Source organism: Roseateles puraquae (genome assembly GCF_002205845.1).
Lineage (GTDB): Bacteria > Pseudomonadota > Gammaproteobacteria > Burkholderiales > Burkholderiaceae_C > Pelomonas > Pelomonas puraquae.
In genome coordinates, this window is record NZ_NISI01000011.1 from 95,353 (window position 1) to 119,926 (window position 24,574).

The window sequence follows — 24,574 nt, forward strand, 5'->3', positions numbered from 1 at the left end:
CGGCTCAGCGCAGCGCGGCCAGCAGCTGCGCGAGGCTGTCGAGGTTGTGGACCGGCAGATGGCGAGTCACTTCGGGCAGCAGGGCTCGCACGCCGGCGGCGCGGGGCTCGAAGCCGTCGAAGCGCAGCAGCGGGTTCAGCCAGATCAGCTCGCGGCAGGACAGCCGCAGCCGTTCGGCCTCGGCGGCCAGCGCGCGGGCGCCAACGTCGGGGTGATCGGGGTCGTCGTTGCGCTCCAGGCCGTCGGTGACCAGCAGCACCGTGGCCGCGCCGCCGCCCAGCACGCGGCGGGCCCAGTCGCGGTTGAAGGCCCGCAGGCTGGCGCTGATGCGCGTGCCGCCGGCCCAGTCGGGCACCGCGGCCGAGGCGGCGGCCAGCGCCACGTCAGGGTCGCGGCTGCGCAGCTGGCGGGTGAGCCGCGTGAGCCGGGTGCCGAACACGAACACTTCCACAACCGGGGGCTCGCGCAGCCCGCCGCCGGGGTTCAGCAGCCCCTGCGCGAGGTGCAGCAGCACGCGCGAGTAACGCCCCATCGAGCCGGAGATGTCGGCCAGCAGCACCAGGGGCCGTGATCGGCTGCGCGGGCGCTGGTGGGCCGGTGGGGCCAGGTCATGCCGGGCTTCGGCGCGCAGGCTGGCGCGCCAGTCGATGTGACCGCGCGCGGCGGGTGTGCTGCGGCGGGTGAGCTGGCGCGCCAGCACGGGCTGCATCGCGGCCAGCACCTGCCGGGCGGCCGCCCATTCGGCGGCGGTCATGGTGTCGAAGTCCCGCCGCTGCAGCAGCTCGCGGTCACTGACGGCCAGCCGCGCGTCCACGCTGACCTGCTCCGCCGCCGGCGCGGGCTCGGGGGCGGGCGCGGGGAAGAGCGCTTCGGCCAGTCGGCGGTTCTCGGGCGGGGGCGGTGCGCTGGCGCGGCCTTCGGCCTGCGGCAGCAGCAGGGCCATGATGCGGCCCAGCAGATCGGGGTCGCGCCAGAACACGTGGAAGGCCTGGTCGAACAGCGGCCGGTGTTCGGGCCGGTCCACCAGGCAGGCGGCCAGCGCCGCGCGGAAGTCCTGCCGCGACGCCAGCGCGCCCGCCTGCAGGGCCTGCGCGGCGAGCAGCAGGCGGTCGGTGCCCACCGGCAGGCCGGCCGTGCGCAGCACGCGGCCGAAGTGCATCAGGTTGGCCGCGAGATGGTCCACCCGGCGCGCTCCTGGCGGGTCAGCCCCGCGCCACCTGGCGCATCTCGGCCAGCAACCGGGCCGCCTCGCTGCCCTGCACGCGGGCGATGTCGTCCTGGTACTTCAGCAGCACGCCCAGGGTCGACTGCACGGTCGCCGGGTCCAGGCTCACCGCGTTGAGCTCGACGAGGGCGCGCGACCAGTCCAGCGTTTCGGCCAGGCCGGGCAGCTTGTAAAGGTCCAGCTGGCGCAGGCCCTGCACGAAGGCCACCACCTGCGCCGCCAGCTGGGCGTCGATGCCCGGCAGCCGGGCGCGCAGCACGGCCAGCTCACGGTCGGCGTCGGGGTAGTCGAGCCAGTGGTAGAGGCAGCGGCGCTTCACGGCGTCGTGGATTTCGCGGCTGCGGTTGCTCGTCAGCACCACCAGCGGCGGTGTCGCGGCGGTGATCGTGCCGAGCTCGGGGATGGTGAGCTGGAAGTCGGCCAGGAACTCCAGCAGGAAGGCCTCGAAGGGCGCATCGGCGCGGTCGAGCTCGTCGATCAGCAGCACGGGGGCTGGCGTGGTGGTCAGGGCCTGCAGCAGCGGCCGCTCGATGAGGAAGCGCCGCGCAAACAGCTCGTCAGCCGTGCGCTGCGCGCCGCCCGCCTGCGCGAGCCGGATCTCGATCATCTGCCGCGCGTAGTTCCACTCGTAGGCGGCGCTGGCGAGGTCGAGGCCTTCGTAGCACTGCAGGCGGATCAACGGCCGCTGCAGCGCAGCTGCCAGCGCGCTGGCGATGGCCGTCTTGCCGGTGCCGGGTGCGCCCTCCAGCAGCAGCGGGCGCGCCAGGCGCAGCGCGAGGAAGGCGGCGGTGGCCAGCTCGCGTGAAGGCAGGTAGCCCTGCGCCTGCAGCGCGGTGGCGGTGGCGTCGATGCTGGCCGGGGACGGCGTCATGTGGGCGGGCCCTCGTGAACCGGAGGAGCCCGAGTATCGGCCCGTGCCTCAGTCGCGGGGCGGCGGCAGCAGTCGGCCCAGCATGACGATGCCGAACACCGGCAGCACCAGCGCCAGGCCCCACTGCAGGGATGACAGCGCCTGCAGGCCGTCGCCCCAGGTCACGCTCAGGTTGTAGGCCGCGTGCAGCGCCATGCAGGGCCACAGCGAGCGGGTGCGCTCGTACAGCCAGCCCAGCAGCAAGCCGATCAGGGTGCCCGCCGCGAACTGGTAGACGTTCAGATGGGCCGCACCGAAGAGCAGGGCGCTGCCCAGGATGGCATGGCCTCGCGGGTACTGACGCAGGAAGCTGCGCAGGATGAGGCCGCGAAACAGCATCTCCTCCACCAGCGGCGCGATGACACAGACCATCAGCACCGTGATGGGCGTGTGCGCGCTCATGCGGTCGAACATCGCCACATCGGCCGTCGACATCGGGAAGACGGCGACCACCAGCATGTCCACCACCCCCATCGCCACATAGAGCCCCGGCAGCAGGCACAGCAAGGGCAGGGCCAACAGGCCCATCACGGCCTGGGGCGACTGGCTCGACGGATGCAAGAGCTGGCCATAGCTGAGCTGCGTCAGCTGCAGCGTGGTGGTGATGAGCACCCCGTTGCCCAGCACGAGGGCCAGGCTCATCAGGTCGTCGACCGGGATGCCGAGCAGCGAGCGCGCGTCATACAGCGCGCTGCCGATGACGAACTCCAGCACGAACAGAAAGGCCACCATGAAGGCGGCCTCGAAGGCATTCGGAAACGTGTCGCGCGGTTGCGGCATGGCTCGGCACGGACGCGGCGCGGCGGCGTCCTCCTCCCTGTTCTCGATGGCCGCGACTCTAACGGCCCGCGCGGCAGTGCCATGCCCTAAGCTGGCGGCTCCCAGGCTTACCGGGCGTTTTGCCATGAACTTCACACGAATCCTCGGCGTGCTGTTGCTGATTGCCGGCACCGCCAGCCTCGCGACCGGGGGCTTCAGCTACACCAAGGACAGCACGGTTGTGAAGCTCGGCCCGCTGGAGCTCTCGGCCAAGGAGAAGGAAGAGGTCAAGCTCCCGGTGTGGCTCGGCGTGGGGGCGATCGCCGCGGGCGGCCTGCTGCTGGTGCTGGGCGGGCGCAAGCGATGAGCGCCGTGGCCGAGGTGCTCGACTTCTGGTTCGTGCAGACTCGCCCGGCCCAGTGGTGGAAGGTCGACCCGGCCTTCGACGCGCAGGTCGCCGATCGCTTTGCGCCGCTGCACGACGCCGCCCGGCGCTGCGAGCTCTTCAGCTGGCGCGCCACACCGGAGGGCCGGCTGGCCGAGGTCATCGTGCTGGACCAGTTCGCCCGCAACCTGTTCCGCGGCACGCCACACGCCTTCTCGGCGGACCCGCTGGCGCTGGCCCTGGCGCAGGAAGCAGTTGCGGCCGGCGCGGACCTGGCGCTGCCGGCGGAGCAGCGCGCCTTCCTGTACATGCCCTGCATGCACAGCGAGTCGCGTGCCATCCATGCCTGGGCCGAGCCGCTGATGCGCGAGCGCACACCCGCGCACACGCACGAGTTCGAGCTCAGGCACAAGGCCATCGTCGACCGCTTCGGCCGGTATCCGCACCGCAATGCCATCCTGGGGCGCACCTCCACGGCGGAGGAAGAGGCTTTCCTGAAGGAACCCGGGTCGAGCTTCTGAACCCGTCGGACTAACCCTGAATCCCGCGGTCTGACGCGCATGTTCCAATCGGTTTGGAACCGATTCCAAAACCATCCGGCGTTCAAGCCGGCAAGGACGAGACAAGCATGCAAGGCAGGACAGATCGCCGTCCCGGCGCGTGGCTGGGTTTGATGCTGGCCGGTGCCGTGGCCGCACTGCCGGCGCAGGCTGCCGAGCCCGACTTCGGGCCCCACGTGCACGTGCTGGCGCCCGGCATGCCTGGCATCCAGCAGCGCATCGACGACATCTACGCGGCGCAGCAGACCAACCATTTCGGCCCGCGGCGTGACGCCATCCTGCTCAAGCCCGGCACCTACCGCGACCTGCGCATCCCGGTGGGCTTCTTCACGCAGGTGCTGGGCCTGGGCCAGCATCCGGACGAGGTGCACGTCATCGGCGACCTGCGCTCCACCGCCTTCCTGGAGAACGACAACGCGACGCAGAACTTCTGGCGTGGCGCCGAGAACTTTTCCGTGACGCCCACGCTCGGCATCGGCGACAACACGCTGCAGTGGGCGGTGTCGCAGGCCATCCCGTTCCGGCGCATGCACGTGCGCGGCAATATGCGGCTGAACCAGCGCGAGGGCTGGTCCAGCGGCGGGTGGTTCGCCGACGTGAAGGTGGACGGCGTCGTCAACTCGGCCACCCAGCAGCAATGGCTGTCGCGCAACAGCGCCTGGGGCCGGTGGACGGGGTCCAACTGGAACATGGTGTTCGTCGGCGTGAGCAACCCGCCCGCGGGCGAATTCCCGACGCCCGGGCAGCGCTTCACCCAGGTCGAGCGCACGCCCCTCGTGCGCGAGAAGCCCTACCTCTTCATCGACGCCAAGGGCGCCTACGCGGTGCGGGTGCCGGCCCTCAAGCGCAACAGCGTAGGTGTGTCCTGGGCGGGCGGCCGCATCGAACCGGGGCGGACCCTGCCGATCTCGCGCTTTCACATCGCCCGGCCCGGTGACACCGCGGCGGCGCTCAACGCGCAACTGGCCGCGGGCAAGCATCTGCTCTTCACGCCGGGCGAGTACCTGCTCACCGAGACCCTGCGCATCACCCGCCCCGGCACCGTGGTGCTGGGCATCGGCCTGCCCACGCTGCGCTCCGACAACGGCCAGCCCCTGGTGCAGACGGCCGATGTCGACGGGCTGACCGTGGCGGGCCTGTTCCTCGACGCCGGCTTGCAGGACTCGGGCGTGCTGATGGCCGTGGGCGAGCCGGGCAGCCGCCAGCGCCATCGCGCTGACCCGATCGTGCTGCATGACCTGTTCTTCCGCATCGGCGGTGCCGCGCCGGGGCAGGTCCACACGGCGCTGCGCATCCATGCGCACGACACGCTGGTCGATCACACCTGGCTGTGGCGCGCCGATCATGGCCAGGGCGTGGGCTGGGACAGCAACCCGTCGGCCCACGGCCTCTGGGTGGAGGCCGAGGACGTGACCGTCTACGGCCTCTTCGTCGAGCACTTCCAGCAGGCGCAGGTGGTCTGGCGTGGCAATGGCGGGCGGGTGTACTTCTACCAGTCGGAGCTGCCCTATGACCCGCCCACGCAAGCCGCGTGGCAGAGCCCCACCGGCCGCGGCCACCCGTCCTACCTGGTCGACCCGGCGGTGACGCGGCACCAAGCCTGGGGGCTGGGCATCTACAGCGTGTTCCTGCAGCCGGGCGTGGTGCTGGACCGGGCCATCGAGGCGCCGCGGGCGCCGGGCGTGCGCTTTCAGCACATGATCACCGTCTGCCTCGTGGACAAGGGCAGCATCGAACGCATCATCAACGACGCGGGTGAGCCGGCGCGCTGCCGGGGCGGCAGCAACACGGCAACGCTGAAGGCCTGGCCTTGAAGCCCGGCTGAGGCCCGGCTGAGGCGCGCTGAGGTGCGACGGCGGTTGTCGGCCTTGTCCGACAGCGGCTTGCGCCGTCCGTCACCTTTCGTCACAGCCCTGCGGCCTTAGCCTGAGCGCCTCTCAACCTCAGGAGGTCGCCATGGGCGCCACCAAGATCGTTGCCATCCTGCTGCTCGTCGTCGGCGCGGCCAGCCTTGCGATGGGCGGCTTCAGCTACACCAAGGACCAGACGGTGCTGAAGGTCGGTTCGCTGGAGGTCTCGGCCAAGGAGAAGGAGCAGGTCAACCTGCCGGTGTGGCTGGGCGTGGGCGCCATCGCCATCGGCGGCCTGCTGCTGGTGTTCGGCCGCCGCTGATTGCACGCAAAAAAGCGGGCGCCCGAAGGCGCCCGTCAAGGTGTGTCACCGGAAAGGTCGAAGGGAACTTGGTGCTCAGCCCAGCTCTTTGGCCAGGCGTGCCTCGATGCGTGCCTTGACGGCAGGCAGCGCGGCGGGCAGGTGGTGGGCGAGTTGCGCAAACAGCTCGTCGTGCAGCTTCAGCTCGGCCTGCCATTCGGCCGCGTCGATGCGGGTGACGGTGTCGAACTGCTCGCGCGAGAAGGCCAGGCCGTCCCAGTTCAGGTCGCCATAGCCGGGCGTCACGCCGAACACGTGTTCTTCGCCGCCACCGTTGCCTTCCAGGCGGTCCAGCATCCACTTCAGCACGCGCATGTTCTCGCCGTAGCCCGGCCAGACGAACTTGCCGTCGGCGCCCTTGCGGAACCAGTTCACGCAGTAGATGGCCGGCAGCTTGGCCCCCTGGGCCTGCAGCTTGGCGCCCAGGTCCAGCCAGTGCTGGAAGTAGTCGCTCATGTTGTAGCCCATGAAGGGCAGCATCGCGAACGGGTCGCGGCGCACCACGCCCTGCTGGCCGGCGGCCGCGGCGGTGGTCTCGCTGCCCATGGTGGCGGCCATGTAGACGCCTTCCGTCCAGTCGCGAGCCTCAGTCACCAGCGGCACCGTGGTGGAGCGGCGGCCGCCGAAGATGAAGGCGTCGATGGGCACGCCGGCCGGGTCATCCCAGGCGGGGTCGAGCGCGGGGTTGTTGGTGGCGGCCACCGTGAAACGGGCGTTGGGGTGGGCAGCCTTGGCGCCGGTGGTCTTGGCGATCTCGGGCGTCCAGTCCTTGCCTTGCCAGTCGATGCAGTGGGCGGGCGGGGTGTCCGTCATACCTTCCCACCACACGTCGCCGTCATCGGTCAGCGCCACGTTCGTGAAGATCACGTCGCGCTCAAGGCTGGCCATGCAGTTCGGGTTGGTGTGGGCGTTGGTGCCCGGTGCCACGCCGAAGTAGCCCGCCTCGGGGTTGATGGCGTACAGGCGGCCATCCGCATGGGGCTTGATCCAGGCGATGTCGTCGCCGATGGTCGTGATCTTCCAGCCCGCGAAAGCCTTGGGCGGGATCAGCATCGCGAAGTTGGTCTTGCCGCAGGCGCTCGGGAAGGCGGCTGCCACGTGGTACTTCTTGCCGGCGGGGCTTTGCACGCCCAGCACGAGCATGTGCTCGGCCAGCCAGCCTTGGTCACGGCCCATGGTGGAGGCAATGCGCAGCGCAAAGCACTTCTTGCCCAGCAGCGCATTGCCGCCGTAGCCCGAGCCGTAGCTCCAGATCTCGCGCGTCTCGGGGTAGTGCACGATGTACTTGGTCGGGTTGCACGGCCAGGCCACGTCCGTCTGGCCCTCCGCCAGCGGCGCGCCCACGGTGTGCACGCACGGCACGAACTCGCCGTCGGTGCCCAGCAGCTCGATCACCGCGCGGCCCATGCGCGTCATCGTGCGCATGTTCACGGCCACGTAGGGGCTGTCGCTCAGCTCCACGCCGATGTGCGCGATGGGCGAGCCCAGCGGCCCCATGCTGAACGGCACCACATAGAGCGTGCGGCCGCGCATGCAGCCCTTGAACAGGGCCTGCGCGCCCGTCTGCAGCAGCTCGCGCATGGCGGCCGGCGCCATCCAGTTGTTGGTGGGGCCGGCGTCTTCCTTCTTCTCGGAGCAGATGAAGGTGCGGTCTTCCACGCGGGCCACGTCGCTCGGGTCGGAGTTGGCCAGGAAGCTGCCCGGGCGCAGCGCGGGGTTGAGCTTCTTGAACGTGCCGGCGGCCACCAGCTGCTCGCACAGGCGGTGGTACTCGTCGGTGCTGCCGTCACACCAGTAGACGTCGGCCGCTTCGGTCAGCGCCGCAATCTCGGCCACCCAGGCAATCAGCCGGGCGTGTTTCACATAGGCAGGCAGGCTCAGGCGCAGGCCCTGCATGGCGGGTTGGTTCATGGCGAAAGCTCCAATCATGGGAATGTGTTTGGGGCAACCGAGCGGCTGGCCCAAGCACACCGCGCCTGAGAGGGTGGATTGTCGAATCCAATGTAATCACGCCGTAACCACCCGGCTCGTGTGGGTCATGCAAAACCGGAATAACACTATGCCGGCGCGGGCTTACGGCTCACGCCGGTGGCGAAGTGGGGCTCGGGTTTACGCGAAGGGGGTGTGTAATTCGACGCAACTTTGGGGGACTTTCGGGCAAGGTCATGACGCCCCTGGGGGCCGAACTTCAGTCGGTGCCAACTCCGTTGTCGCCAACCGGGCGCTGCAGCTCGCCCCGGCGGCATCACTCCAGCGGGTCAATCTCTCGCCCCGAGAGTGCCTCATAGGTCAGACGCAGATGGTTCATCCGCAGCAAGGCCTCGCCGCCCCGGTCGAGCGGCTTGAGTGCAGCAAATGCCGTGAGGCCAGCAGCACTGGCTTGGTCGAGAAGACGCTGGTGTTGTGCGGGCCAACCGCCGGGGCTTTCGGCGGGCAGGCCGCGTTCGGCGAGCTGCTGCAGGCTTCGGCGTACCTCGGCCAGGGCTGAAGACTCTGTGCTCGTGCCGACTGCCGCAGCAGGCGCGGAGCCCAGCGCTGCCCAGGCCTGCCGCCAGCGAGCGAGCAGCCCCCCGCCGGCGAGGTTGGCGTCGAAGAAGAGCGCATCCACCGGCGGCGTCGCCTGCGGGCGGATCAAGCTCAGGGGCTCGGCTACCACAGCGCCTGCGACCTGCTGCAGCTGCGCGACCAGCAACAGGCCGTCGCTCACCTCACCTGCCGGCAGCGCCTCGATGCGCTCCATCGCATGCTCGGTGAAGCGGTCAAAGCGCAGCTCGGCCATCAGCGCGGCGCCGTCGGCATCCCACAGCGGCCAGATCAGCGCCTGGCGAGCGTCGTCGAAGCGGCAAGGGCCGACGCGGCTGGGTTGCAGGAACACCCAGTCCTGCATCGGCGAGGCGCGCGACAGCAGGCTGCGCTGCGCGCCGCGAGCTGCGAGCAGGTCAGCCCAGCGCGTCCAGGGCTTGAGCTGACTCGCAGACCAGGCGGCCGAATCGGCAGGCAGGACCGTGGCGCTGGTGCTGTCGCGCGCCGACAGGCGCATGGCTTCGTTGAGGTGCGCGCCGACCAGCGACAGGCGCTGGCCCGTGGCGCGTTGCGGCGCACCGAGCCCGCTCCAGGGGCCAGACGCCTTGTAGCGGGCGATGGGGTCGAGGCCGCGCAGCGATTCCGGCCGGGCGTCCGTGCATGACATGAAGCCGTCGCGTGGCGACCAGAAGAGCATCGTCAAGCCCAGATAGCCGCTGGCAGAGCGCCAGGGCCGAGCCCCGAGCCCCAGCACTTCCAGCGCTCCGGTCTCGTCGTAGCGCGTGCGCGCACGACCGAGCAGCTCCGTCGGCGCCAGGCCCCTGGCAGCGGCCGCCTCCAGCGCGTCGACCAGCGCGTTGGAGAGCGTGATCTCGTCCAGGAGCCGGTGCTCGTCGGCCCCGCCGGCACGGTCCAGCAGCAACTCGATGTGGTCGGCGATGCGGCGCAGCAGCAACGCAAGGCGGTGGTACTCGGCCCCCTGCGCCCAGACGGCGAGCGTGGTGTAGCGCTCATGCATGCCGCTCGACAGGTGCGCCAGCCCGAGCTCGACCGACTCGCCGAACAGCCGCCGCGCACTCTCCCGCAAGCGCTGCCGCGAGACCTCCAGCGCCGCGGCACCGCTCCCCGCGAGCTGATGGTCCGCCCCTAGATCGAGCGCCTAGATCGAGCGCCTGCGTGCGCGGCGCAGCTGCCGGCTCCGGCGGCGCCACGTCCTGCCCCAGTGCGCGGCGCAAGGCCAGCACGGCAGCGACGCGGTACTTCTCGATCTGCGGCAGCTCGACATCGGCGATCAGGTTCGCCAGGCCGCCGCCCATGTAGCGCAGAGTTAGACGCGGGCGCTGGAGCGCGAGCACGAGATGCTTCTCGCCGGTCACCTGCAGCGCCTCGCCCTCGGCGAGATCGTGCAGGTACTGCCACGCCCAGCGATAGCCGGCCTTGCCGGCATGCTTGACCAGCTCCGCTGTCGGGATGGCGAGCAAGTTCTCTCGCAAGGGCGTAAGCGGGTCTTCAACGGGTGCGGGCGCCTCGCCGGCCCGCTGCTTCAGGCCGATGGCCGCTGCCAGGATGTGCTGGCACACACCCGCGGCCGGGCAGTCGCAGCTCGCCTGCGCCGGACCGCGGGCATCAAAGCGGATGTGCTGCTCACCCACCTTGACGACAACCTCGGTGTCGCTCTGCTGCTCAATCTCAACGGCCAGCCGCTCCAGGTCCTTCTGCGCGCGGCGCAGCAGGCCTCGGTTGGCCAGCGCGGCAAATCCCTCATCGTCGAAGCGGGTCAGTTGCTCCTGCAGTTGCGCAAGCAGGCGGCTCATGAGATCACCTTGACCAGCCACTGCGCCAGCCGCTGCGGCGTCAGCGCAGCGATCTCCATGCCGCAGGCCGCGAGACGCTCGGCCATCTGCCGGTCATAGACCGGATGGGCATTGCCGTCCAGCGCCGCGAGGCCGAGCATGCGCACGCGTGCCTCGGCCAGCTGGCGCACGGCACGCACCAGCTCCGACGGCGCCGCGCCCTCGCAGAAATCGGTGACGAGCACGAGCACCGTGCGGTGCGGTACGTCCACGAGTTGGCTGCAGTAGCGCACGGCCTTGCCGATGTCAGTGCCACCGCCGAGCTGGGCCTGCATCAACACCTCGACGGGGTCGTCGGCATGCTCGCTGAGGTCGACGACGTTGGTGTCGAACAGCACCAGCTTCACGCGGAAGGCCGGCAGCGCCGCGAAGATGCCGGCCATGACCGCACTGTGGATGACCGAGTCCACCATGCTGCCGCTCTGGTCGACGCAAAGGATGATGTCCCAGGGCAGGCGGCGGCTGTTGCGTTCGAAGAACTTGATCTGCTCGACGACGAGGCGCGCCCGCTCGGTGTCGTAGTGCTTCAGGTTGGCGCGCAGCGTGCCGCGCGGGTCGAAATTCTGCGCGACGGCCATCGGCGAATGGCGGTTGCGGTTCAGGCGGCCGGACAGCGCCTGACGCACCTCGGCTTCGAGCTGGCGCCGCAGCTCGTCCACCACCTGGCGGATGATGCGCCGGGCCAGCTGCAGCACATCGCCATGCAGGTGGCCGCGCAGCGTGAGCAGGGTGCGCAACAGCTGCTGGTTGGGCTCCAGTCGTTCCAGGGTCTGCGGGTCGGTGACGAGCTGCGTGAGCCCGTAACGGTCCAACGCATGCTTCTCGATGATCTCGACGGTGTCCCGCGGGAAGAGTTCCCGCACCTCGCCGAGCCAGGTGACGAGGTGGGGCTGCGAAGCGTCCAGCGAACCCGGGCCGCGCTCGCCGTCCTCGCGCAGGCCGCGGCCCTGGTACTCGCGGCCATAGAGCTGGTCCAGCGCGAGGTCGCGCCGCTTGTCCTGCCCCTGCAGGCCCTGCGGGCTCAGGGACCGCTCGGCGTATCGGCCGAGCACGAGGCGCCAGCGGTTCAAGGTGCTCATGACTGCAGCCATCCGGACAGGCCATCCGCGCGCAGGCGCGCCAGCAGCTGCGCGGAGCGCGCAACGTGGGCCTGCACCTCGGCAGCATCGAGGTCGTGGCGTACCAGGCGGCCGAGATCGCCCTGGCCGTGCAGGCCGGCCACCGCCTGGGCAATGCGGTCGGTCTCCTTGGGCGTCATCTCGGCGAAGGCCAGGCGCAGCTCGGGCAGCACGGCGACGAAAGCCGCTTCGTCCCACTCGCGCAGCCGGGCATCGAGCGTGTCGAGCAGGCGCGGCTGCTGCCAGGCGGCTTCGCGTGCAGTGCTGAGCAGCCCGCGCAGGAAGGCCACGGCCTCGACCGGCGTGACGCCGCCTTGCAGGTGCCCCGCCAGCACGGTCTGCAGGCCCGCCTCGTCCAGCCGGCCAGCGCCGTGCCGCAGACCGGCGGCTGCCCCGCGGATGAGGGCGAGGTCGTGCCGGGCCTGCAGGTGGTCGAGCAGGTCCCAGAACAGGCCGGCGTCCAGCGCCTGGCCAGCCGCACTGATCAGCAGTTCGCGCAGCCGTGACAGCGCCTCGATGAGCCCGCTGCCGTCGCCCGCCGCCCCCTGCAGGCTGCGACCGAGAAAGAGGGCGCGCTGGTAGCTCGATGCCAGCAGCGCCGGTACCTCGGTCAAGGCACGGGCCTCCAGCGGCTCGCGCGACTCCCACAGCAGGCCTAGCACGCTGCAGGCGGTGGCGACGGACTCGAAGGCCGCGTCCTCCGCGACCACCTGCACCAGCGTCGCCATGACGCGCCGGACATGGTCATGCAGCCCGAGCACGCAAGCCTGCACCAGCAATGCTGCCGCCGCACCGGCATGGCGCGGTTCATCGCCGTCGACGAGGCGCTGCAGCCGGGCCTCGAAGCGCTGCGCCACGGCCAGCGGCAGCGTCGTGCCGTAGACCGAGGCCTCGATGAGGGCGGCCTCGGTGCTCGCCGAGAAGCTGTACTCCCACTGCTCCTGCAGCTTGCCCAGGCCCAGCCCGTTGGCGAAGTCCGGCCCCGACACCCGCGTCGCGAGCGGCACGCCTAGCAGGGTCACGCCATGCAGCAGCCGGCTGGTCAGGCGGTGATCGGGGCGGCGGTAGAGGTCCAGCACGAGGCGGCGCGGTTTCGGGTCGTCGATCTTCAGGCGCTGGCGGCGCGCGCGGGCTTCGAAGTCGCGCAGCAGCGGTGGCCGGTCGGTGCCGGGCGGCACCTGGCCGACGGCCTGCCCTGCAAGGCGGCGGCGCGTGACGGCCAGCACCAGCATCCCCTCGGCGTCGAGCTCGCCCTTGACGAAGCAGCTCGTCACGGCATCCAGCAGGTCCTCGCGCAAGGGCGCGTCGCGCCCGCGCAGCGCGGCCAGGCGCAGGGCCTGCTCGTAGGCCGCAGCGAGCGTAGGCATAGGCAGTGGCAGCCGGTGCTTCTCGCGCAGCTCGGCGGCGATGTCGAACAGCAGGGCGAGCGTCTGCTCCTGGCGCAGACGCGCACCCAGCGTCACGCCGGCCTTGTCGCGCTGGAGCATGCGCTCCCACAGGCCTTGGTGCCAGGCCGGCGAGGTCATGCCGGCGCCGTAGCCGTTGAGGCGATCCAGCCGGTCCAGGCCATAGCGGATGAGAGCTGAGGCCTGGTCGCCGATGGCCGCCGTCTGGACCGTCGGCCGCTTCGTGCCGGCCGCCACCAGCGCGGGCAGCACGACCGCGTGGAAGCCACCGACGACGGCCAGCACCGGGCCCGCGCCGGGCGACCGCTCGGCAAGCGCCTCGCGGACGGCCGCCGCCATCTCGGCCTCACGGGCGAGGGTGCCGTCGGCGCGCAGCTCGTCCTCGGTGTGCTCGCTGCGCGAGAGCTGGCAGTAGGCCACGAGGTCGGCCATGTGCGCCGTGGTGCCGCGCGTCAGCGCCGGGGCCTCGAAGAGGTGTTCCCACAGCTCCTCGTGGTCGCGGCAGCCGAGCTGGCGGGCAAGGTGCGCGAGGTACTGGCTGCGCTGCAGATGGCGTTCGTCCGGGCCGGAGCGGGCGAGCTCATCGTCATGCTCCTGCGGGTCCAGGCTGGCCTGCTCGGCCACGTCGAGGTCGATGAAGCGGGCCGGCAACCCGTGCGTCGCCGCGTGGCGCAGCGCGACCAGCTCGGGCGAGTGGTCGCAGAACGGGTAGTAGGCCGCATACCGGCGCGCAGGCCGCTCGCCCTGCGCCTTGAACACGCAGTAGCCGTAGACCGCCAGCGGCATGCGGGCCTGCGCATGCGTGAGCTGCGGGACCAGCCGCGTGAAGCTGCGCGGCCCTTCCACGAGCACCGTCGACACCGGCCGTATCGGGGTCACGGTATTTCTGGATCGTTGCAAAGATCAGCCCCGGCCCTTTGCGCCGCGCCAGCGCCTTCACGCCGTTGGCGCTCTCGGCCACCTCCACCACCTCGCCGGTCAGCGTGGCGGTGACCGACAACTGCCCTTGCAGGTCCTTGCGGTCGGTGACGACGATGGCTTCATTGGCGGCCTCATCGGCGGAGGCAGCCTCGAGCCGCCAAAGATTCCTGAGCCCAGCCTGGCTGCGGTGTTGGACGGTCATCGCAGCCTCGGCGCTCCTGGGTCGCCGTTCCATGGCACCTACCGCCAAATCAACCTGCACGGCACCGCGGCTTTGCTGGCTTGGCAGCAGATTCCGGAAGCGATGCAAGAGTTGTTTGACAACGTCGCCGCCATGCGGGCCGAAGCGGATGCGGGTCGACTGGCGGCTCGCGTGGCGACGTTGTTCATGGACTTCCTGCGCATCCATCCGTTCCTGAACGGCAACCGGCGTACTGCGATGGCGTTCGCAACGGCACTCTGCGAACGCCAAGGGTTTGTGCTGGACTGGTCGAGCCTCAGTCGCAGCGAGCTGTACTACGCGGTGCGTTGCGCAGCGGCCGGGCATTCGCGCGTCCTGGAGGCGGCGCTACGGTCTCGCTTGAAGCGGCACTAAGGCGAGACCTCTGCGGCCCAACGGCCCCGGTGGCAGATCGAACTTCCGAAGGGGGCGTTCGGCCTAGTTCCATTGCAGTGGCGCGGATCTCGGCTGGGTGACGGTACCCAAAGGGCAGCCTGTTCGAAATCAGTCAGGGCGCCAGCAAGACCACATAAAGATCGCCTGCGAACAGGCTTGAGCCACTCGCGGACTGCCTGGCTGCTGACCCGGACGAACATCACTGTCGTTGACGGCTCTCCTCGTCAACCCGCCCCGCCTCACGCCTCCCCCTCCCCCACCTCATTCAGCAGCCCCAGGCACTCATCAATCACCGCATGCAGCCGAGCCACCCGCTCAGGCCCCATGCGCTCGTTGAACCCTTGCTGCGCCCGCTGCCAGGCCTTGCGCGCCTGGGCCTGCATGGCTTTGCCGGCTGGGGTGGCGTCGACCTGCCGGCTGCGGCCGTCGTCGCCGGGGGTTACCTCGACCCAGCCTTGAGCGATCAGGGGCTGCAGGTTGCGGGTGAGGGTGGAAGCGTCCATCTCCATCACGGCGGCCAGTTGGCCGGGGCGCACGGGGCCGAGGCGCACGATGTGGGAGAGCAGCGAGTACTGCGTGGTCTTGAGGCCCGCGCTGCTGACCTCGGCATCGAACAGCTGGCTCACGCGTCGTGACAGCTGGCGCAGCTTGAGGCTGCTGCAGCCTTTGGGCGCTGTGGCTTCGGCCGCGGAAAGGGCGTGCTTGGCTGGGAGCATTGAATCATTGTATCTACAATGATTGCAGCTACAACTTTAAGGCGTGCCCATGATCGCTCAACAACTGGCCGGGGCCTTGGGCCGGCGTGGTGTTCATTACGGCTGGGTGGTGGCGGCCGTCACCTTCCTGGCGATGCTGACCACGTCGGCGGCGCTGGGCCTGCCCGGCGCCATGCTGCAGCCGCTGAGCCGGGAGTTCGGCTGGTCGACGGATCAGCTGGCGTCGGTGTTCGCGGTGCGGTTTGCGCTGTTCGGCCTGCTCGGGCCCTTCGCGGCGCTGTTCATCGCGCGCTTCGGGCTGAGCCGCATCATGGTGGTGGCGGCGAGCTTCATCGCGATGGCCATGGGCTTGGCGACGCAGGTCACGCAGTTGTGGCAGCTGTTCGTGCTGTGGGGCCTGGTGCTGGGGTGCGGCACGGGGCTGACGGCGCTGGTGCTGGGCGCGATGGTGGCCAACCGGTGGTTCACGCAGCACCGCGGCCTGGTGGTGGGGCTGTTTGCCGCGAGTGCGGCCACGGGGCAGCTGATCTTCCTGCCGGCGGCCGCTTGGATCATTGAACACCTGGGCTGGCGCTATGCGGTGCTGCCGGTGGTGGTGGCGTGCATCGCGGTGGCGGTGATGGCGCTGCTGTTCGTGCGCAACCAGCCGCGCGACGTGGGCCTGCGGCCGGTGGGCGAGCCGGCGGATGCTCCGCTGGAGGCGCCGCTGGTGGCCGCGCCGCTGGACTTTCGTGCGCCGTTCAGGGTGCTGGCCGAGGCGGCCCGGCACCGCACCTTCTGGATCCTGGCGGCCACCTTCTTCATTTGCGGCTTGAGCACCAACGGCCTGGTGCAGACGCATTTCATCTCGCTGTGCGGCGACAACGGCCTGACGGCCGTGCCGGCGGCGTCGGTGCTGGCGATGATGGGCGCCTTCGACCTGGTGGGCACGACGCTGTCGGGCTATCTGTCGGACCGCTTTGACAACCGCAAGCTGCTGTTCTGGTACTACGCGCTGCGCGGCCTGTCGCTGTTCTGGCTGCCGTATTCGACGTTCACGCTCTACGGCCTGTCGCTGTTCGCGATGTTCTACGGGCTCGACTGGATCGCCACCGTGCCGCCCACGGTCAAGCTGGCGGCGCAGGCCTTTGGCAAGGAGAAGGCCGGGCTGGTGTTCGGCTGGGTGTTTGCCGCCCACCAGCTGGGTGCCGCCGCGGCGGCCTACGGCGCGGGGCTCACGCGCACCCTGCTGCTCACCTACAACCCGGCCTTGTTTGCGGCCGGTGCGGCCTGCCTGGTGGCGGCAGTGCTGGTGATGCGCATCCGCCGGGCGGCGCCGGCCGCCGCCTGACAGACGCGGCCGGGGCGCCGGGCGTCAAGGCAGGCTCAAGTCCATGCCAAGCGCCCGGGCGACGCCGAAGGTCAGCGCCAGCACGGCCACCAGCAGCAGCACGAAGGCGACCGCGAACTTGGCGCCCATGCGCAGCAGCGCGCCGCGGTCGGCCCACTGCTTCTCGCGGTCGAAGTGCCACTTGATGGCGAAGTACATCCCCGCGGCGAACACGGCGCCCTTGAACAGAACGAAGACGACTAGAACCCAATCCACCAGAGCATTCCCGGCCATGACGCAAGCCGGCATCTTGACCACAAACACGCCGGCTGGGTATTGGACGTTTTGACTCACCACGGCAGGCGCTGGCCGGCGGGTTGCGTTCACACGCGCAGTGGGCACCTGCCGCCACAATCCGCCGATCTTGAGGAGCCGATCCAAGGAGCCGCACTTGCCCACTTCTCCCCTTGACCTCGCACGCATCCGCGCCGAGTTTCCGGCGCTGGCCGCCGGCACGGTGTTTCTGGACAACGCGGGCGGCTCGCAGGTGCTCGCCCGCGTGGCCGACCGCATCCGCGACTACCTGTTGCACGACAACGTGCAGCTCGGCGCCAGCTACGCCGCCTCGCAACAGGCCGGCGAACGGGTGCTGGCCGCACGGCGCGCGGTGGCGCTGCTGGTGAATGCGCCGCACGACGACGAGATCGTCATGGGGCCGTCCACCACGGCGCTGATCGGCACGCTGGTCGAGGCCTTGCGGCCGGACCTGCAGTCGGGTGATGAAGTGATCGTGACTGAGTCCGACCACGAAGCCAACATCGGGGCCTGGACGCGACTGGCCGACATCGGCGTGGTCGTGCGCGTGTGGCGGGTGGATGCCGAGAGCCTCGGCCTGCGGCTGCAGGACCTGGACCCGCTGATCGGCCCGCGCACGAAGTGGATCGCCATGACGCAGGCCTCCAATGTCCTCGGCACGATCACCCCGGTGGCCGAGGTCGCGCGCCGCGCGCATGCGGCCGGGGCGAAGCTGTGCGTGGATGCCGTGGCCTACGCGCCCCACCGCCTGGTGGACGTGCAGGCCAGCGGCGCCGACGCGGTGGTGTTCAGTTTCTACAAGGTGTTCGGCCCGCACTATGCGGTGCTGTGGGTGCGCCGCGAGCTGCTGCTGCAGCTGCCCAGCCTCAACCACTTCTTCATCGGCCGCGAGGTCATCCCCTACAAGCTGCAGCGCGGCAACGTCAACTACGAGCTGTCCTACGGCTGCATCGGGATCGTCGACTACCTGCGCGACGTCGGCACGGCGCTCGGTGCCACCGGCAGCGACCGGGCCCGCATGCAAGCCGCGTTCGACGCCTTTGCCGCGCATGAAGACGCGCTGGCGGAGCAGCTGCTCGCGTGGCTGCGCGAGCGGCCCGGCGTGCGCATCATCGGCCTGCCGTCGGCCGCGGGCGGCGCGCGCGTGCCGACGGTCAGCTTCGTCGTGGAAGGCCGGCGGTCCGAAGACATCGTCCGGCAGGTGGACACCCACGGCATCGGCATTCGCTTCGGCGACTTCTATGCGCGGCACCTGATTGAGGCGCTCGGGCTGCAGGCCTATGGCGGCGTGGTGCGTGTGTCCATCGCGCACTACAACACGGCGCAAGAGATCGGGCGCCTGTTGGTGGCGCTGGACGCGGCGATGGCGTGATCGGCCGGGGCCGCGGGATGTCTGACGCGGCGGGCTGATCACGTACATCAGGAGGTCAGAGACTGCTTTTCTGGGAGCCCACGGCATGCCTTCATGCGCCTTCACCCGCCGCGCCGGCCCTCATGGCGCTCCTCACCGCCCTCGCGGCGCCGATGCCTGATGGACGGCACCCTCGTGATGCCGCTGGCCGCCATGCGCGCCCAGGATTGGGCCGCGCTGAGTGACCTGCTCGACCAGGCGCTGGACTTGCCACCCGCCGAGCGAGAGGCCTGGCTCAACGCGCTGGACGGTGAGCACCTCATCCACCGCGAGGCCCTGCAGGCGCTGCTCGCGACCCAGGCGGAGATCGAAACCGGGGACTTCCTGGCCGAGCTGCCGGCCTTGCCGGGCGTGGCGAGCGAGGCCGGCGATGCCCATGCCGGCGGCCAGCTCGTGGGCGCCTACCGGCTGATCGAGCGCATCGGCCGCGGCGGCATGGGCGAGGTCTGGCTGGCTGAGCGCGCCGACGGCACGGTCAAGCGGCAGGTGGCGTTGAAGCTGCCGCACGCCGTCTGGGGCGACGCCTTCACCGAACGCCTGGTGCGCGAGCGCGAGATCCTCGCGGCGCTCGACCACGCCCACATCGCCCGTCTCTACGACGCGGGCGTGGACGCGCATGGTCGGCCCTTCCTCGCGATGGCCTATGTCGCGGGGCAGCCGATCGATGTCTACTGCCGCGAGCGCGCCTTGCCCCTGCGCAGCCGCGTGGCGCTGCTGTTGCAGGTGGCGGCAGCGGTGGCACATGCGCATGCGCGGCTGGTGGTGCACCGTGACCTCAAGCCCGGCAACATCCTCGTGGGGGCGGACGGGAACGTCGTGCTGCTGGACTTCGGCATCGCCAAGCTGCTGGATGGTGACCAGACGCGCGACACCGCGCTGACCGCCGTCTCCGGCCGCGCCCTGACGCTGGACTACGCCAGCCCGGAGCAGATCCGCGGCGAGCCCCTGGGCACCGCCAGCGACATCTACAGCCTGGCGGTGGTGGCCTACGAGCTGCTGACCGGCGGGCGGCCCTACCGGCTTGCCCGGGGCAGTGCGGCCGAGCTGGAGGAGGCCATTGCCAGCGCGCAGGCGCCCCGCGCCAGCGACACGGCCACGGACGCGTCCACCCGGCGCCAGTTGCGCGGCGACCTGGATGCCATCCTCAACAAGGCCCTCAAGAAGCGCCCCGAGGAACGCTACCCGACGATGGACGCCTTCGCCGCGGACCTGCGCCGCTGGCGCGATGGTGAGCCGGTGCAGGCGCGGCCCGACAGCGCCGGCTATCGCATGGCCAAGTTCATCGGGCGCCATCGTCTGCAGGTGGCCGCCGGCGGGGTGGTGATGCTGGCCTTGGCCGGTGGGGCGTCGGTCGCGCTGTGGCAGGCGCATGAGGCCCGACTGGCCGCCACCCAGGCCCGGACTGAAGCCGCCACGGCCAAGGCGGTGCAGGGCTTCATGGAATCGGTGTTCATCTCGAACTCGGCCAACCAGCCCGACCCTGAACGCGCCCGTGCCACCACCGCCCGCGAGCTGCTGGACCGCGGCGCCGAGCGCATCGAGAAGGACCTCGCCCAGGCGCCCGAGGCGCAGCTGCGCTTGTACGAGCTGCTGGGCGAGATGTACTTTCACATGGCCTTGAACGACCGCTCGCTGGCGCTGCGCCGCAGTGGCGCTGCGCTGGCGGCCCGCCACTTCGGGGCCGGCAGCCTGGAGGCGATCAACGCCTCGGTGTCGCTGGCCAAGACATTGGCCGAAGTGGGCGATCGCGAGGCCTCGCTCAAGCTGCTGCTGCAGGCCGACGAGGCGCTGCGTGCGCGCGGCCAGGAGGATGCGCTGGCGCGCATGGAGATCGACACCACCCTGGCCTACCACTACTTCAACTCGGACCCGCCGCAAGGCCTGGCGCGCGCGCGCCGCGCTGCGGCCATCGCACGGCAACAGCCGCCGTCGCAAGGCTCGGTCGGCGCGCTGCACATGCTGGGCGAAGCGGCCAACGCCACGGGCAACCTGGTCGAAGCCCGGGACGCGCTGGCCGAGGCGCTGGCCCGCATCGACCGCCGGCCCGACGAGACGGTCGCGGTGCTGCCGCTGGTGTTGAGCACGCTGGGCGACGTGTACGCGCGGCTCGGCCAGCTTGGCGATGCGCGGGCGACGCTGTCGCGCGCCTACGACCTTGCCCAGCGCGGCAGCGATCCGTACACGCTGCACATCGCAGGCCTGAAGCTGTCGCGCTTTCTGGTGGCCAACGGCCGCGCGCGCGACGCGATCGAATCCGGCCGCGCCGCCGCCGCCTGGGCGCAGTCGCTGAAGGGCGACCATGAGTTCGGCGCCGGGCCGGCCGTGATGATCGGCAGCTATGGCCGGGTGCTGCTGGTGTACGGCGACGCGCGGCGCGCGCTGGGCTACCTGGACGATGCACGCCAGCGCCTGCCGGCGGCCTTGCCCGATGTGCTGGGGCCGTTTCTGGCGACGCATGCGGAGGCGATGCTCGCGCTCGGCCGCACCGCCGATGCGGCGGCCGACCTCGACCAGGCCGCGGCCTTGATCGGCGACCGGGTGGACCGCAACACCGAGTCGGTGCGGGCGGTGCGCCGCCGCTACTGGGTGGCCGTGGGCAAGGCGCAAGACGCCCTCGCTGACTTCGAGGCCCATGCGCCCCAGGTCGACCAGGCAAGCACCCCCTTCACCCGGCTGCGGCGCCAGGCCGAGCAGGCCACGCTGCTGCTGGCCGTGGGGCGCCCTGCCGAGGCCCATGCCGCCGCTTCGGCCGTGCTGGCGGCGATGGGCCAGTTGCCGGAGCAGGGCTTCAGCGACGACGTGCAGGCGCGCATGACGGCCGTGCAGGGCCAGGCCCTGCTGAGCCAGGGCCGACCCGCCGACGCGCTGCCCGTGCTTCAGCAGGCCCTCGCGCTGCACCGGGCCGCCTTCGATGCCGACCACAGCCCCGAGGTGGCGGCCGTGCGCGCCGCGCTGGCCACGGCGCAGCGACGAGCGCCCTAGTGTGGTGTCCCGCAAATACGTGCACATGAAATCGCGTCTTCAACCCCATGGCGGCGTTGCAAATCCTCGCGATACCACCGGGTATCGCTGCGGTTTGCGCCTTGCCCTGGGCTCGAAGCCCTCGATTTCATTTTGTGCACGTATCCGCGGGACACCACACTAGCGGCAGATCAGCCCGACCGCGTCCACCGCAGCGCCGGCGCGCCCTTGCAGCCCGACGATGGCCTTGTCGTCGCAGGTCAGGGTGCCCTTGGGGTAGTGGGAGTTCACGTTGTCCATCATGCGTAGCGCGCCAACCGGCCCGGTGACGAAGAGGGCGATGTTGCCGATTGGGCCCGTCGGGGAGGTGAAGGCGCCCGGGGTGTTCAGCGGCACGGAGGCGGTGCGGGTCTCGCTGCCGCGCGCGGCGCAGTCCAGCACCAGCGCCTTGAGCAGGTGGTTGTCGCTGCGCAGCGACGTCACCGCCATGGACCGCACCACTGACCCGGCCGGGCAGGCCGCACTGCGCCGCGTGCCGCTGCCGCCGCCGCCAGCAATCGGCTGGCCGTTGCACAGCGGCGCGATGTAGTTGACGTAGGCCCCGGTGCGCGCGAATACGCCGGTGACCTGGGTGCCGGCCGGGCACCTGGCGATGAACTGTTGCCCGCCGGTGCCACCGAAGGCCGGCGTGAACGTTTCCTGGGCCTGCGCGAGCGGCGATGCGCCGAGCAGGGCGGCCATGCCCGCGGCGAGCAGGGCCGAGCGAGGGTGAGCAAGTGAATGAGACATGTCAGAGCTCCTGTCATCGGTGAAGGGGATTCCCTTCTTCGAAGTACGCAACGCGGCAGGAAAGTCAGACATGGCCCACCGAGCGGCCAGCCCGGCGCACCGAAGGTGCGGGGCGCTAGCGCCCGTGCCAGCGCATCGCGGCGCGCCTCACCATCTCGGGCAGCAGGTGCTGCTCGTCTTCCACCTGCCGCAGCCACGCGGCATCGTTGCCCAGGCCGTTGATCTCGCGGCGCAGGTACTGCAAGGCGCCTTCGGCATGCAGGTCGCCGGCGTGGCTGTCCAGGCGCGAGAGCACGCGGATGAGGTCGTCGCGCAGCACGCGGTGCTCGCCGGTCTCGGGGTCGACGAAGGTGCCGTCCAGCCCGAAGCGGCAGGCCTGGAAGCGGTTGAAGGTGTAGGGCAGGTAGTCGTCCTCGCTGAGCTTGAAGGGCTTCTCGCGCGTGAGCCATTGGCCCAGGCACTGGATGAAGCCGGCCAGGGCCGCAGCCTTCTCGATGGTCAGCGGCGTGTCCAGCACGCGGACTTCGATGGTGCCGAACTCGGGCTTGGGGCGGATGTCCCAGTAGAAGTCCTTCATGCCCGAGACCACGCCGGTGCGGGTCATTTTGTTGAAGAAGACCTCGAAGTCGCTCCAGGTCTGCACGAAAGGCGCGCGGCCGCTCAGCGGAAAGGCAAACACCGAGTTCAGCCGTGCCGAGTCAAAGCCCGTGTCCTCGCCCTGCACGAAGGGCGAGGAGGCCGCCAGCGCGATCAGGTGCGGGATGAAGCGGCTCATGCCGTGCAGCAGCACCAGCGCCTCGTCGGCGCTCGGGCAGCCGATGTGCACGTGCTGGCCGAACACCGTGAACTGCTTGGAGAGGTAGCCGTACAGCGACGACAGCTCATGAAAGCGCGGGGTCTCGAAGATGCGCCGGCGCGTCCAGTGCTGGAAGGGGTGGGTACCGCCGCCGCAGAGCATCACGTCCAGCGTCTCGGCGCAATCCACCAGCGCATCGCGGATCTGGCCCAGCTCCGACACCACCTGGCCGAAGCCGGCGCACACGCCGGTGGACAGCTCGATCATGCTGCTGGTGATCTCGGGCTTCACGTCGCCGGGGATGCTGCGCTTTTCCATCAGGCGCAGCAGGTCGGCTGACACGGGGGCCAGGTCGTAGTCGTCGCTGTTGACGATCTGCAGCTCCAGCTCGACGCCCAGCGTCAGCGGCTGCGATTGGGCGAAGACGCCAAGGCTCATGGGCGGCCCTCCGTGCCAGGTTGCTTGCCAGATTCGTTGCGGCGGCGGCGCGGCGGTGCCGGGGGCAGCTCACCCGCCAGGCGCAGCGCGAACTGCACCGCAATCGGCCCGATCAACTCCAGCACCGCAATGCTGGCCAGGATGATGGGTACGGCGCCCGCAGCCAGCTCAGGCTCGGCCCGCATCAGCTCGCTCAGCATCACCAGGGCCGTGGCGGACAGCGGCGTCATCGTGATCGACAGGGCCAGGCCTTGCCGCCAGCTGGCCTTGGCCCACGGTGCGAGCGCCACGATGGCGATGGTCTTGGCGACGAAGCGCGCCGCCATCAGCGCCAGCGCAGCAAAGCCGCCGGCCACCAGGATCTTGGGCGACCAGGCCGAGCCGACGATGACGAACAGCATCAGCACCAGCGCGCCGCCCGAGGTGCCGAAGTGGCGCGGCCACACCCAGGGGCGGTCGCTGGTGTTGCGCAGCAGCAGGCCGGCCACCAGCGGCATCAGCAGCGTGGACACGCCAATCGCCCGCGCCGCGACGATGGAGAACGCGACGAGGCCGAACAGCAGCAGCACCGCACTTTCGTTGCGCAGGTCCAGCCGGCGGGCGACGAGGTACACCGCCCCGGCCAGCAGCGCGGCCAGGCCCAGCGTGGTGATCAGCGAGATCGACAAGCCCGCCAGCGCCTGGGGCAGGCTGCCGCCGTCGTCGGCCGCCCACCAGGTGCGCATCAGGGTCAGTGCAATCACGGCGTAAAGCGTGTTCAGCGCCGTCAGCAGCGAAGCGCGCTGCGTGACTTGACCCTCGGCGCCGAGTTCCATCGACACCCGCCCGGACACCGCGGCCGGTGCGGGCATGGCCAGGATGGCGCAGGCGATGGCCGTCTGCCAGCTCACGTCAAAGAAGCGCAGCACCACGGCCACGGCCACCGCGCTGAGCGAGGCCTCCAGCAGGCTGGTGGCGGCCAGGCCCGGGTTGCGGCGCAGCCAGCGCAGGTGCACGCGGCTGCCGATCTCGAACAGCAGCAGGCCCAGGGCGAGGTCGGTCACCGTCTGCGCGGCGCCGGACAGCGGCATGCCCACGCCATGCCCGAAGGCGGCGGCCACGCAGCCCGCCAGCGTGTAGCCCACCACGCGGGGCAGGCGGGTCGTGGCGGCGATGAATTCGCCCGCCAGTGCGCCGGCCAGCAACACGCCGACGACAAACATCAGTGCGCTGGACGGGGCGACGGCGAGACCGGCCCAGATGCGGGCTCCGGTATCGAGAGCGTTCATGCGTCTCCCTGGTCTTGAAAGATTTGGTTGCAAGCCTAGGGGGCGCAGGCGCGGCCGCGTGTAGGCCAACACGCCGAAAGCTTC

General features: G+C 70.4%; 21 protein-coding genes and 1 pseudogene. 8 read left to right on the forward strand and 14 right to left on the reverse strand.

Annotated elements, in window-relative coordinates:
• Positions 1-4: 4 nt before the first annotated feature.
• From CDO81_RS21955 to CDO81_RS21965, 3 genes are read right to left on the reverse strand one after another with little or no spacing between them, the layout of a single operon-like run.
• Positions 5-1,183 (reverse strand): vWA domain-containing protein, encoded by a 1,179-nt coding sequence (locus CDO81_RS21955; protein WP_241517094.1) that lies wholly within the window; start codon positions 1,181-1,183, stop codon positions 5-7.
• A 19-nt stretch (positions 1,184-1,202) separates the two neighbouring features.
• The gene (locus CDO81_RS21960; RefSeq protein WP_088485384.1) at positions 1,203-2,096 is read right to left on the reverse strand and encodes an AAA family ATPase; all 894 of its coding nucleotides are present in this window, start codon (positions 2,094-2,096) and stop codon (positions 1,203-1,205) included.
• Positions 2,097-2,144: 48 nt separating this feature from the next.
• On the reverse strand, positions 2,145-2,915 hold the full coding sequence (locus CDO81_RS21965) for a CPBP family intramembrane glutamic endopeptidase (RefSeq protein ID WP_158218380.1): 771 nt from the start codon (positions 2,913-2,915) through the stop codon (positions 2,145-2,147).
• A 124-nt stretch (positions 2,916-3,039) separates the two neighbouring features.
• Between CDO81_RS21965 and CDO81_RS21970 the strand changes: the two genes are divergently transcribed.
• The 4 genes from CDO81_RS21970 to CDO81_RS21985 all read left to right on the forward strand — a co-directional run bounded on the left by CDO81_RS21970 (position 3,040) and on the right by CDO81_RS21985 (position 6,011).
• The gene (locus CDO81_RS21970) at positions 3,040-3,261 is read left to right on the forward strand and encodes a hypothetical protein (RefSeq protein ID WP_088485386.1); all 222 of its coding nucleotides are present in this window, start codon (positions 3,040-3,042) and stop codon (positions 3,259-3,261) included.
• A complete protein-coding gene (locus tag CDO81_RS21975; protein ID WP_088485387.1) occupies positions 3,258-3,800 on the forward strand; it encodes a DUF924 family protein in 543 nt (180 codons plus the stop codon). The genes CDO81_RS21970 and CDO81_RS21975 overlap by 4 nt, the downstream gene beginning before the upstream one ends.
• Before the next feature lie 107 nt (positions 3,801-3,907).
• The gene (locus CDO81_RS21980) at positions 3,908-5,653 is read left to right on the forward strand and encodes a coagulation factor 5/8 type domain-containing protein (protein ID WP_193466529.1); all 1,746 of its coding nucleotides are present in this window, start codon (positions 3,908-3,910) and stop codon (positions 5,651-5,653) included.
• 142 nt (positions 5,654-5,795) lie between these two features.
• Positions 5,796-6,011, forward strand: a complete 216-nt coding sequence (locus CDO81_RS21985; protein WP_088485388.1) for a hypothetical protein — start codon at positions 5,796-5,798, stop codon at positions 6,009-6,011.
• Positions 6,012-6,086: 75 nt separating this feature from the next.
• Here CDO81_RS21985 and CDO81_RS21990 read toward each other — a convergent pair whose 3' ends face one another.
• The 6 genes and pseudogenes from CDO81_RS21990 to CDO81_RS28910 form a co-directional block, all read right to left on the reverse strand.
• Positions 6,087-7,961, reverse strand: a complete 1,875-nt coding sequence (locus CDO81_RS21990; RefSeq protein WP_088485389.1) for a phosphoenolpyruvate carboxykinase (GTP) — start codon at positions 7,959-7,961, stop codon at positions 6,087-6,089.
• A 334-nt stretch (positions 7,962-8,295) separates the two neighbouring features.
• Complete coding sequence (locus tag CDO81_RS21995; protein WP_088485390.1) at positions 8,296-9,660, reverse strand: hypothetical protein; 1,365 nt, start codon at positions 9,658-9,660, stop codon at positions 8,296-8,298.
• Positions 9,584-10,387, reverse strand: coding sequence for an SWIM zinc finger family protein (locus CDO81_RS22000; RefSeq protein WP_088485391.1), 804 nt, complete (start codon positions 10,385-10,387; stop codon positions 9,584-9,586). Before CDO81_RS22000 ends, CDO81_RS21995 begins: the two co-directional genes overlap by 77 nt.
• Positions 10,384-11,505 carry a VWA domain-containing protein gene (locus tag CDO81_RS22005; RefSeq protein ID WP_088485392.1) on the reverse strand — a complete coding sequence of 374 codons (1,122 nt, stop codon included), beginning with the start codon at positions 11,503-11,505 and terminating at the stop codon, positions 10,384-10,386. Before CDO81_RS22005 ends, CDO81_RS22000 begins: the two co-directional genes overlap by 4 nt.
• Entirely contained in the window at positions 11,502-13,811 is a 2,310-nt protein-coding gene (locus CDO81_RS22010) for a DUF5682 family protein (RefSeq protein ID WP_144397355.1), read from the reverse strand. The genes CDO81_RS22005 and CDO81_RS22010 overlap by 4 nt, the downstream gene beginning before the upstream one ends.
• Before the next feature lie 67 nt (positions 13,812-13,878).
• Positions 13,879-14,106: pseudogene (locus CDO81_RS28910) on the reverse strand (hypothetical protein); the annotation flags it as partial.
• Here CDO81_RS28910 and CDO81_RS28235 point away from each other — a divergent pair.
• Complete coding sequence (locus CDO81_RS28235; protein ID WP_241517096.1) at positions 14,059-14,466, forward strand: Fic family protein; 408 nt, start codon at positions 14,059-14,061, stop codon at positions 14,464-14,466. The pseudogene CDO81_RS28910 and the gene CDO81_RS28235 overlap by 48 nt on opposite strands.
• Before the next feature lie 260 nt (positions 14,467-14,726).
• Here the strand turns inward: CDO81_RS28235 and CDO81_RS22020 are convergent, their stop codons facing one another.
• Positions 14,727-15,203 (reverse strand): MarR family winged helix-turn-helix transcriptional regulator, encoded by a 477-nt coding sequence (locus CDO81_RS22020; RefSeq protein ID WP_088485395.1) that lies wholly within the window; start codon positions 15,201-15,203, stop codon positions 14,727-14,729.
• Positions 15,204-15,252: 49 nt separating this feature from the next.
• Here CDO81_RS22020 and CDO81_RS22025 point away from each other — a divergent pair, with 49 nt between their 5' ends.
• Positions 15,253-16,533 (forward strand): MFS transporter, encoded by a 1,281-nt coding sequence (locus CDO81_RS22025; protein WP_088485396.1) that lies wholly within the window; start codon positions 15,253-15,255, stop codon positions 16,531-16,533.
• Positions 16,534-16,557: 24 nt separating this feature from the next.
• Here CDO81_RS22025 and CDO81_RS22030 read toward each other — a convergent pair whose 3' ends face one another.
• A complete protein-coding gene (locus tag CDO81_RS22030) occupies positions 16,558-16,791 on the reverse strand; it encodes a hypothetical protein (RefSeq protein WP_088485458.1) in 234 nt (77 codons plus the stop codon).
• A 172-nt stretch (positions 16,792-16,963) separates the two neighbouring features.
• On the opposite strand from CDO81_RS22030, the gene CDO81_RS22035 reads away from it, so the two are divergent.
• Both CDO81_RS22035 and CDO81_RS22040 read left to right on the forward strand, forming a co-directional pair.
• Positions 16,964-18,199 carry a cysteine desulfurase-like protein gene (locus CDO81_RS22035; protein ID WP_088485397.1) on the forward strand — a complete coding sequence of 412 codons (1,236 nt, stop codon included), beginning with the start codon at positions 16,964-16,966 and terminating at the stop codon, positions 18,197-18,199.
• A gap of 159 nt (positions 18,200-18,358) precedes the next feature.
• Positions 18,359-21,220 (forward strand): protein kinase domain-containing protein, encoded by a 2,862-nt coding sequence (locus tag CDO81_RS22040; RefSeq protein WP_088485398.1) that lies wholly within the window; start codon positions 18,359-18,361, stop codon positions 21,218-21,220.
• A gap of 159 nt (positions 21,221-21,379) precedes the next feature.
• Here the strand turns inward: CDO81_RS22040 and CDO81_RS28240 are convergent, their stop codons facing one another.
• The 3 genes from CDO81_RS28240 to CDO81_RS22055 form a co-directional block, all read right to left on the reverse strand.
• On the reverse strand, positions 21,380-21,988 hold the full coding sequence (locus tag CDO81_RS28240; protein WP_158218383.1) for a hypothetical protein: 609 nt from the start codon (positions 21,986-21,988) through the stop codon (positions 21,380-21,382).
• A gap of 115 nt (positions 21,989-22,103) precedes the next feature.
• Positions 22,104-23,222 carry a YbdK family carboxylate-amine ligase gene (locus CDO81_RS22050; protein ID WP_088485400.1) on the reverse strand — a complete coding sequence of 373 codons (1,119 nt, stop codon included), beginning with the start codon at positions 23,220-23,222 and terminating at the stop codon, positions 22,104-22,106.
• Complete coding sequence (locus CDO81_RS22055) at positions 23,219-24,490, reverse strand: cation:proton antiporter (protein ID WP_088485401.1); 1,272 nt, start codon at positions 24,488-24,490, stop codon at positions 23,219-23,221. The genes CDO81_RS22050 and CDO81_RS22055 overlap by 4 nt, the downstream gene beginning before the upstream one ends.
• Positions 24,491-24,574 lie beyond the last annotated feature (84 nt).

What these genes read in the sequence shown, in the direction of transcription:
- CDO81_RS21960 (WP_088485384.1), bottom strand. Translation starts at nt 2,096, where the DNA reads ATGACGCCGTCCCCGGCCAGCATCGACGCCACCGCCACCGCGCTGCAG.
- CDO81_RS21965 (WP_158218380.1), bottom strand. Translation starts at nt 2,915, where the DNA reads ATGCCGCAACCGCGCGACACGTTTCCGAATGCCTTCGAGGCCGCCTTC.
- CDO81_RS21970 (WP_088485386.1), top strand. Translation starts at nt 3,040, where the DNA reads ATGAACTTCACACGAATCCTCGGCGTGCTGTTGCTGATTGCCGGCACC.
- CDO81_RS21975 (WP_088485387.1), top strand. Translation starts at nt 3,258, where the DNA reads ATGAGCGCCGTGGCCGAGGTGCTCGACTTCTGGTTCGTGCAGACTCGC.
- CDO81_RS21980 (WP_193466529.1), top strand. Translation starts at nt 3,908, where the DNA reads ATGCAAGGCAGGACAGATCGCCGTCCCGGCGCGTGGCTGGGTTTGATG.
- CDO81_RS21985 (WP_088485388.1), top strand. Translation starts at nt 5,796, where the DNA reads ATGGGCGCCACCAAGATCGTTGCCATCCTGCTGCTCGTCGTCGGCGCG.
- CDO81_RS21990 (WP_088485389.1), bottom strand. Translation starts at nt 7,961, where the DNA reads ATGAACCAACCCGCCATGCAGGGCCTGCGCCTGAGCCTGCCTGCCTAT.
- CDO81_RS22000 (WP_088485391.1), bottom strand. Translation starts at nt 10,387, where the DNA reads ATGAGCCGCCTGCTTGCGCAACTGCAGGAGCAACTGACCCGCTTCGAC.
- CDO81_RS22005 (WP_088485392.1), bottom strand. Translation starts at nt 11,505, where the DNA reads ATGAGCACCTTGAACCGCTGGCGCCTCGTGCTCGGCCGATACGCCGAG.
- CDO81_RS22020 (WP_088485395.1), bottom strand. Translation starts at nt 15,203, where the DNA reads ATGCTCCCAGCCAAGCACGCCCTTTCCGCGGCCGAAGCCACAGCGCCC.
- CDO81_RS22025 (WP_088485396.1), top strand. Translation starts at nt 15,253, where the DNA reads ATGATCGCTCAACAACTGGCCGGGGCCTTGGGCCGGCGTGGTGTTCAT.
- CDO81_RS22040 (WP_088485398.1), top strand. Translation starts at nt 18,359, where the DNA reads ATGGACGGCACCCTCGTGATGCCGCTGGCCGCCATGCGCGCCCAGGAT.
- CDO81_RS28240 (WP_158218383.1), bottom strand. Translation starts at nt 21,988, where the DNA reads ATGTCTCATTCACTTGCTCACCCTCGCTCGGCCCTGCTCGCCGCGGGC.
- CDO81_RS22050 (WP_088485400.1), bottom strand. Translation starts at nt 23,222, where the DNA reads ATGAGCCTTGGCGTCTTCGCCCAATCGCAGCCGCTGACGCTGGGCGTC.
- CDO81_RS22055 (WP_088485401.1), bottom strand. Translation starts at nt 24,490, where the DNA reads ATGAACGCTCTCGATACCGGAGCCCGCATCTGGGCCGGTCTCGCCGTC.